This is a genomic window from Brasilonema bromeliae SPC951 (assembly GCF_012912135.1).
Taxonomy (GTDB): Bacteria; Cyanobacteriota; Cyanobacteriia; order Cyanobacteriales; family Nostocaceae; genus Brasilonema; species Brasilonema bromeliae.
This window is the reverse complement of sequence record NZ_QMEB01000270.1, coordinates 1-8,339: the sequence shown is the minus strand read 5'-3', so window position 1 is coordinate 8,339 and position 8,339 is coordinate 1. Positions and strand designations below refer to the sequence as shown.

Annotated in this window: 8 protein-coding genes and 1 tRNA gene; 7 read left to right on the top strand and 2 right to left on the bottom strand. The window is 40.4% G+C overall.

Features of this window, described 5'->3' with window-relative positions; genetic code table 11:
• Positions 1–92: 92 nt before the first annotated feature.
• The 4 genes from DP116_RS29720 (at position 93) to DP116_RS30215 (ending at position 2,939) form a co-directional block, all read left to right on the top strand.
• Positions 93–485 carry a tyrosinase family protein gene (locus DP116_RS29720; RefSeq protein WP_246275784.1) on the top strand — a complete coding sequence of 131 codons (393 nt, stop codon included), beginning with the start codon at positions 93–95 and terminating at the stop codon, positions 483–485.
• Between the two features lie 52 nt (positions 486–537).
• Positions 538–1,029, top strand: coding sequence for a tyrosinase family protein (locus tag DP116_RS29715; RefSeq protein ID WP_339381558.1), 492 nt, complete (start codon positions 538–540; stop codon positions 1,027–1,029).
• A 331-nt stretch (positions 1,030–1,360) separates the two neighbouring features.
• Positions 1,361–1,696 carry a peptidoglycan-binding domain-containing protein gene (locus tag DP116_RS30760; protein WP_169157711.1) on the top strand — a complete coding sequence of 112 codons (336 nt, stop codon included), beginning with the start codon at positions 1,361–1,363 and terminating at the stop codon, positions 1,694–1,696.
• A 433-nt stretch (positions 1,697–2,129) separates the two neighbouring features.
• The gene (locus tag DP116_RS30215; RefSeq protein WP_339381557.1) at positions 2,130–2,939 is read left to right on the top strand and encodes a peptidoglycan-binding domain-containing protein; all 810 of its coding nucleotides are present in this window, start codon (positions 2,130–2,132) and stop codon (positions 2,937–2,939) included.
• 50 nt (positions 2,940–2,989) lie between these two features.
• On the opposite strand, the gene DP116_RS24920 is transcribed toward DP116_RS30215, so the two are convergent.
• Both DP116_RS24920 and DP116_RS24910 read right to left on the bottom strand, forming a co-directional pair.
• The gene (locus DP116_RS24920) at positions 2,990–5,410 is read right to left on the bottom strand and encodes a sucrose synthase (RefSeq protein ID WP_169157710.1); all 2,421 of its coding nucleotides are present in this window, start codon (positions 5,408–5,410) and stop codon (positions 2,990–2,992) included.
• Positions 5,411–6,361: 951 nt separating this feature from the next.
• Positions 6,362–6,434, bottom strand: a tRNA-His gene (locus DP116_RS24910).
• Between the two features lie 112 nt (positions 6,435–6,546).
• On the opposite strand from DP116_RS24910, the gene DP116_RS24905 reads away from it, so the two are divergent.
• The 3 genes from DP116_RS24905 to DP116_RS24895 all read left to right on the top strand — a co-directional run.
• Positions 6,547–6,927 (top strand): DUF4359 domain-containing protein, encoded by a 381-nt coding sequence (locus tag DP116_RS24905; RefSeq protein ID WP_169157709.1) that lies wholly within the window; start codon positions 6,547–6,549, stop codon positions 6,925–6,927.
• Between the two features lie 190 nt (positions 6,928–7,117).
• A complete protein-coding gene (locus DP116_RS24900; protein ID WP_169157708.1) occupies positions 7,118–7,816 on the top strand; it encodes a manganese catalase family protein in 699 nt (232 codons plus the stop codon).
• 138 nt (positions 7,817–7,954) lie between these two features.
• A partial coding sequence (locus DP116_RS24895) for a sirohydrochlorin chelatase (RefSeq protein ID WP_169157712.1) occupies positions 7,955–8,339 on the top strand: 385 nt, incomplete at its 3' end.

Sequence of the window (8,339 nt, the reverse complement as noted above, 5' to 3'; positions counted from 1 at the left end):
CGCTGTTTTTTTCTGCATTCTCCTTATGCACTTTTTGTCTTGCTTGTCAATGCGTAAGTTCTAGACGTTTCTAGTAAAGTACAGACAAGACTATGAAGCTTATTCAAAAAATCATCACAACAATAAGTGTTGGGATGGCTATTGCCATAACTATGTTGGAAATTCCAGCAATGGCTTCCACCTTGGTGAGAAAGAACGTTCTTGACCTGACACCGGAGGAAAAAGCAGACTTTGTTAATGCTATCAAAACATTAAAAACCATACCTGGCAATAATGACAAGGGCGTGAGTCTGTATGACGAGACTGTTGCCATTCATGCAGGAGCAATGACATTCGACCCCATGCAATTGGGTGGTCAGGTTATGTTACCGCAAGACACACCTTCTACAGGACCTGCAAGTGGTTCTGATGCGGCTCATGAACATGGGGGATTTTTACCTTGGCACCGTGAATATTTAAGTCGATGCAGACGGCACTCAAAGTGAATGTCAAAACCCATGTAATCATAACCTCGTTCATGGATTGGTTGGTGGGAGTGTGGCTAATCCTAATCCAAACGAGACGGATCGACGCATACTAACATTCGGCACCATGAGTAACACTCTTGGTTCTCCCAACGACCCAGTTTTCTGGCTGCTTCATACCAACATAGATCGTCTTTGGGCCGAATGGCAGAATAATGGTCGCCAAGGTAGCGAATTTTATGCTGTTCCAGGTACAGAACCTTACGGACACAATCTCTATGATCGAATGTGGCCTTGGGACGGAGGTGATTCTATACCCGGTTCAATTGGTAGCATAGATATCAAACCATATTTACCAAGTCTCGCATCCGATGATATTGTCAGACCGGTAGACACTCTGGATTGGCGGAAGTACGGCTACACTTATGACACTCTTGTCAAAAAAGTCCCGGAATCAGATTCTATATTCGGTCTGTTAAGTTTAGGTGCTTTGGGTGCAGCTTTTCTCTGGCGGCGCAAAAGTTATATTAAGGCTTTTGATTCCATTTGTGAAGAAGGGTTTTAGATCCAACGGGACACGACACTGGTAACTGGTAACTGGTAACTGATAAAGTAATAAATTTAGCCTGCACTAGTAGGGGAGAAAATTTTCCCCTATCTTCCTATTTTTCCCCACTTTCTCATTTTTCTCAATTAAAATTAGCAAAAAATGCGGAAACAAAGTTCATGACATGAATATGAATAATATCCGTAGAATAATAGCGAGCAACTCATGCTGGCTGTTGACCTATGTACGCACTGCCAAGAAGCGAAAACTACTTCTTCTGGGTGAGTGATTTCTTTGGCAATATAGATACGGTTGAAATTTATGAAAAATAGTTTTATAAATTGATTTTATGGCACATCAAGCACAACCTGAAGAACAACCATTAGCAAAGTCTGAGTCACAGCCTAAGGCACAACCGACATCCTATCCCGGCATACAACCATTAGCACAATCTGTCAAGATGCAAGCTGTCTCCAGTTCAGGTCTACCTACTCTACGGTTTGGTAACACAGGAAGCACTGTAAGAACTTTACAGCGACTTTTAATCTCTAATGGCTACTTTGTTCAAGTTGATGGAGTTTTCGGGGCGCTGACAGAGGTTGCTGTTAGAGCCTTCCAGAGTTCACGCGGTTTAAAAGCGGACGGTGTCGTTGGTTCCAGAACTTGGGCTTTATTGTCAGGCTAGTCAAAAATTGAGTCGATATACTATTAATTATGGATTGTGAAACTTTTGATAACTCATAATTCGTATTTTTTATAATTAATTCCTCAGGATTTCTGGAAAAAAACTTTTGGATTTCATGAGTCTTCTATATTTTATGTATTTTGTATATACCTTGACAAATAAGCTGCTGCGGTATAATCTACATATCGTGATCTGAAGACTTTCATTTGTCCAAAGCAGTACAGATGACAAATGACTTTTGACAAAGGACGACCTTCACAAGTCCGCAGCAGATTTTGAATGCATTACACCTTAACACATACTGCTGAATTATATTTTGCTGATTCTTTTCAAAGAATTTATGAGATTTTTTTATTTTTCTGTCCTGGCTATTCCGGAACACCAGCAATTTTTCCTGTGAAAGGAAACATGGGTGTTAGTAAAATGAAATACAATGACAGATATTGCCCTGCTGATGACGAGCGTGTTAACAACAGGACAACTATCTCCGACCATTGCACCGCAACTGCGACTAGTTCAGCGAGACAATAACCAGGAGAAGTTAACACAAAGGCAACTATCTCAGATAGTGTCAACTGCTCAAATTACACCACCTGAATTTGTGCAGCCTGATATGGCTGTTCAAGCTGCTATGTCAATCATAAGTATAGAAAACAAAAGTATACTTAATCCAGCAGAAATCAATATTGCTTATAAAATATCTTCTAATATTCTTAGAGCAAAGAATTTTCAGGTTGCAGCAAAGGACACAACAGAAGATGTGATTACAGACACTCAATGCTTTCATCTATGTGCAGAGCCAGAAATGCTTCTGCCCTTTGATGCTATTCCTCAGTTGGTAGCAGAGTGGGAAAACACTGTGCGAAATTTTCAAAGGAGTCCGCTAAAAGAAAGTCAGAAGATTATGCTTGCTTCTACTTCTTTTTTCGGGTTCCAAGTAGCTTCAGAACCTTCTGCTAAAAGGGTTATTCGTCAAAGAAAGCAAAGAGCTACTGATATAGGTAATGATCAAATTGTTCCTCAAATAAATACTAGTCAATCTTTGCCAGTTTTGAGTTTTCGTAGCTCAGGTCTTGCTGTAAAAGTCTTGCAACAGTTGTTATCGTCTAATGGTTATACTATTCGACCTGATGGGGTTTTTGGTGCCTTGACGGAAGCTGCTGTTAAAGCTTTCCAAAACAAACGGAATTTACCAGTGGATGGCATAGTTGGTCAAAGAACTTGGTATGAATTGACAAAATAATCATTTGTCTATTGTTCTTTTCAAAGGACAATAGACAAATGACTGACAACTTAACGATACTTATGCTGCTCTAATAGCTGTTGTGCTCTTGGCTTGTAAATTAAATAGAACAAAGCCTCGATATAGCGCAGCAAATCTTCCCGATTCTCTTTTGAGATAAAGTTCCAAAAGCCATAAATGCGTGCTAATGATAGCAGCTTGGAAGTGTGAATTTTCCATGTATAAGTGCTAAAAACTCGGTCAATGGCTTGTTTGGAAATTTGATTCCAATAATTGGAATTTTGTTCGCAGTTCTGGACAAACTCAAGAAGTTTTTCGGCTGTTTCTTCTAAATTGGTTGGGTTGATATAAAAGCCATTTACCTTATCTTGAATGATTTCTAATGGGCCACCAAATTGCGTAGCAAAAGTTGGTAATCCTGAAATCATCGATTCTAAAATTGTCAAGCCAAATGCTTCAAATAAAGCAGGTTGTACAAAGATTCCTTTGTGGTCAGCAATGACCCGATAGATTTCGCCAGAGTCAGATTTGGTCAAACGCACACCCAACCAGCGAATTTTACCATAGAGATTGTACTGCTCTATGATTTGGTAAAGTTTGACAATCTCATCGCGTTCTTCGTTGTCGCCTGATTCTTCTACACGCAACTTACCCGCTACCAAAATGAGGTTACATTGGTCTTGCAACTGTTGACTGCGACCAAAGCATTCGGCTAAACCAGTGAGGTTTTTAATACGGTCAAGACGCGCCATTGAGAAAAGTGGGCGCTTGGTTGGATCATCAAGAGTACCAAAAATTTGAGAGTCGTCTTTGAGAGTGAAGAGCATTTCTTCTATTCTGGCGCGATCGCTCTCAACTCTGTCTTGCGTACGAGTATATGGGAAATAAGCATTCTCGTTTACCCCAGGCGGTACCACGTTAAACTTGGGACTAAACAGTTCAATCCCATTGACAACGTGGTACAGTTCCGGCATGGTAAAGCACTTGAGTGATTCGTACTGTCCTACACTATCCGGCGTGCCCACAATTTCTTGGTAAGTGCTGCTGATGATAAAGTTAGCAGCATTCATCGCCAACAAGTCAGCGCTGAATTGTAACGAAAAATGATATTTCTCCTCCAAATCTTGCCAATAGAGGTTACTGAACAAGTATTTGGACTTTTCTAACGCATGGGCAATGTTACACTGTGTGACACCTAGTTTGCGTGCTAGCAAAAACGCTACCAAATTTCCATCAGTATAGTTGCCAACAATTAAATCTGGTCTACCATGAAACTCTGCCAGCAGTTCTTTTTCAGAATCAATGGCGAAGGTTTCCAGATAGGGCCAAAATTCAAACCGCGAAATCCAGTTTTGTGTCATGTTGGGATTGAATTCCCGCAAAGGCACTCGCAAAATCCAGGCATTCTCTGTATCGTAAACTTTTTCTAGGCGCTGGTTACAAAGGGTGCCATCACTGTTGGGGATAAGGCGGGTGAGAATAATCACCTTCGGCTGGACATTCAATCCTTCTAAACCAGCCAGCATCGCATCTTCTTGCAGTTGCTTTTCCAAGTTCTTCGCTTGGTCGAGGACGTAAACCACTTGACCGCCAGTGTCGGGACGCCCTAAAACTCCCTCTTGTCCAAACCAACCGTGGGCAGAAACTAAGACGATTCTAAAAATCATCGGGATGCGAGAGATGAAGGCTTCCAAGGTCTGAGGATCAGGAGAGTCAATCAATTCATCCAGAATACTCAAGCTTTCCTGGACTCGCTGCGCAGTGTGTCCCCAACCCGGTTCAAAGCCCATCACTTGCAAGTCAAATCGGAATTCTTCGTAAGGTTGTTCACTGGGACGAGAACTTACGAAAGAGATGGCTTTTTTGACTTGTTCAGACAGTTGCTGCTGTGACTGAATTCGCTGGTTGATAAGCAGTTGAACACCGTTGTATTGGTGTAGGCGCAAGAAGTTAAACAAGCTTTCTAGCCATTGCTTGGGGTCAGCAAATAGCTTGCTGGATAGATAGCGGTTGAGAAACTGCACCCCTTTGCCAATATTTTTTGGATCGCGAATCACTGGGGTGTAGTCATAAAATGGACCAAAATCCAACTCCAAGAGGTCGCCTTCGTTGGGGTTGTATCGATTGACCAGGCGATCGCGCAAATCCAACAGTTCCTGAACCGTCATCGGTTCTATACTCAAGTTGGCTGTCAGTCGATAAACCTCTTGACTAGCAATCTTTGGGCGGATAATGAAGCAGAGGCTTGATTCCTCTTGAATGATTTCTTGAGTGTAGTAAACAAGTTTTCCTAAGTGAGAAGCAGTGTAAAATTGCTCAGGTTTTTCGTACTTAGAGCAATATTCACCATATAAATTGAGTATGTCGTTTCGCAGCAAGTACTTTTTTTCTTGCTGACGTAATTCGCTGATCAGGGAACGCAAATCACTTTTTTCTTCACTATCTAGCACAGCTTGAAGTAATTCAGACATGGTAACTTGTGAGATAATTGTAGGTTTTGGATTCAGCGTTTGACTGAGCAATAGCTAATAGCCAACTGCCCATTGGTAATCGTATAAACAACTACTACACCTTGGCAATTAGCAATTATTACTACTGTGAGTATTTTTAAATCTCTCTACCTTTTTACGCTTATCTTATATATGAGTATTTTGTACTCTGACTAAAGGCGTAGTCTTTATTGTCTTTTTGTTAAGCACAAAGCGCGAAAACATCAAGCTACCTAATGGTCTTTGTTAGTATAGATACCTAAAGATATCCTGGAAAAATCCGTTTTCCTTCAAAGAATAGACTTTTACAGCTACTCTTACATAAATTTTAGTTAAGTTGCGAGGGGAAATATATTTGGGAGTAGCAATCAAACTTCTTTTCGTCTTATTCAGTTTTTTCGTGATCATTACTGAAAAAACTGAAACAAAAGTTTATTTTTTATTTTTTAGTTACCGAAAAAGATAAACTTAATTGAATTAAAGTCAAGTATTTTATTCTACCAAGGAAAATATCTGTTCAGGTATTTATAATTTCAGCATAGTCTTTAAAGCAAGGTCGGTTTTTATGCCTGAACATCCACAACACGCAACAGTACAAGACCACAGTATAGGCAACATCATTATTTTCTCTTTCCTTGCCTTATGTGGGTTGACTTTCATTTTTCTGCTTGGCATTTTCTAGATAGGATAACTTCTCAGTAGAAAGCCAAGGACGTTTCCTTCGAGAATGAAGACAAAAAATTTCTCTAACCTTCAATCAGTGAACAGCTACCTACGCAGTGAACAGTTATCAAGCAATTGATGACTGATGACTGATAACTGATAACTGATAACTGTTAAAAATTGTATTAACAAAATCCCCCAAGCTTGAGTTGGGGGATTTCGGTTTGATTGCTAAGTCAGGTTCTTGTCAACAGCTAACAATCACCTCAGGGCGAACGATGGGAGTCGAACCCACCAGTGGAGGTACCACAAACCTCTGCCTTAACCGCTTGGCTACGCTCGCCATTACATCCATATTATAACACTAGCTGCTGACTAGATCAAGTGCTTTTGCCAAAGGAACGGATCCAGTTAATCTGGAGTCTAATATCTATGGCAAATAGCAGTTGAGACAAATGAGAGCTATCACTATTATTACATGCCTGGGAGTCGTCGCAGTATCAGTCTTGGGTATGGCAATGGCGAATACAAATCCTAGTCAGGCTAAATATGAAGAGTATGCAGTACAAAGGCTGAGCGAGTATTTGAAAAGTAATGTCTGTAAGAAAAGTCAAAATCCATTAGAAAATTTAATACAAATGAACTGCGATAAACTGCTAGAAGCAGCAAACCCGCGTATGAGGGAAATTATCTCTATTAGTACAGAAAAACAAGATTTTCTTATTTTTAGTGTTTACCGTACAGATTTAAAACTTAATGATTGGGTACCTTCTTATAAATTTGAAACGGTGGGGGCTTTGGAAAATTTCTACACATACAACGCCCAAAAGCAATAGTTTACATAAAAATAATAGCGACTTTCGATAGAGCTACTTAGATAGTAAGTCTTTCCCAGGATCAAGGTTTTAGCAAGCTGCCACCATTAACATTTTGTAATGAGAGTAAGGAATTTTCCGATTTTCTTGAGTCTGATTCACGAAGCTCTTAAGAAATTGGCACAAATACCTAAAAGAAAGGAGAACTATTGTGTTTTTTCATAAGAAAGAAACAATTCGACCTGTTAACATTGCTGATCCAAATCCACGTTTTGCTCAACTGCTTCTAGAGCAGTTTGGCGGTGCAACAGGTGAATTAACAGCAGCATTGCAATACTGGACACAGTCCTTACACTGCGAACACGCTGGAATTAAGGATATGTTGCAAGATATTGCTATCGAAGAGTTTAGCCACTTAGAAATGATTGGTAAGCTCATCGAATCTCATACCAAAAATGCTGACCAAACTGAAGCTTACAAAAGTACCTTGTTTGCTGTGCGGGGTGTAGGACCTCACTTACTAGATAGTCAAGGTCAAGCTTGGTCAGCAGCCTATATTAATGAAGGTGGTGACGTAGTACGCGATTTGCGTGCTGATATTGCTGCTGAAGCTGGTGCACGTCAAACTTATGAGGCATTGATTAAGTTAGCCCCAGATGAGGGAACCAAAGAAGCACTTGTTCATCTTCTGACGCGGGAAATTTCTCATACTCAAATGTTCATGAAGGCGCTGGACTCTTTGGGTAAGTTAACTGACCCATTCTTCGGTAATATCCAACCTGATAGCACTGTAGACATTTACTACAACTTGTCTAGCAACGGTAAGGATGAGCGCGGTCCTTGGAACTCTGAACCAACTTTCCGTTACATTGCTGACCCCGTTGCAGAACAAAAGAAAGCTGAGAAATAAGTCGCTATCTAACAAGATTCTCAATTAATCCTTACAACAGCCAGGAACTAACAGCTCCTGGCTAATAGTCATTTTGTCACCTAATTCAACCTACGCTATATTTAATAAACTGAAACATTTGACGTAACGTCCTTGCTAATGGCATCTGCATATCTGCTGGTATCCCACGGGAGTCACGATCCGCGTCCGGAAATTGCTATGCAACATCTGGCAGAACAGTTATGTCATAAAATACAAAGCGATTTAGTCACTATGACAACTGGAGGTATAACTTCTCAGTTGAAATGTGAAACCTTGGTCGGTACAGCGTACTTGGAACTAAATCCCGAACCCCTGCATCAGCAAATCATAAAATTTGCTAAGAATGCTTTAGATTCTGGATGTCATAGTCTCAAAATCCAACCACTATTTCTACTGCCAGGAGTTCATGTGATGGAAGATATTCCAGCCCAAGTCGCACTGGCAGAGCAGGCTATCAGTCAAGATATTAAGATATTTTTACAACCATACTTAGGCTGCTGTC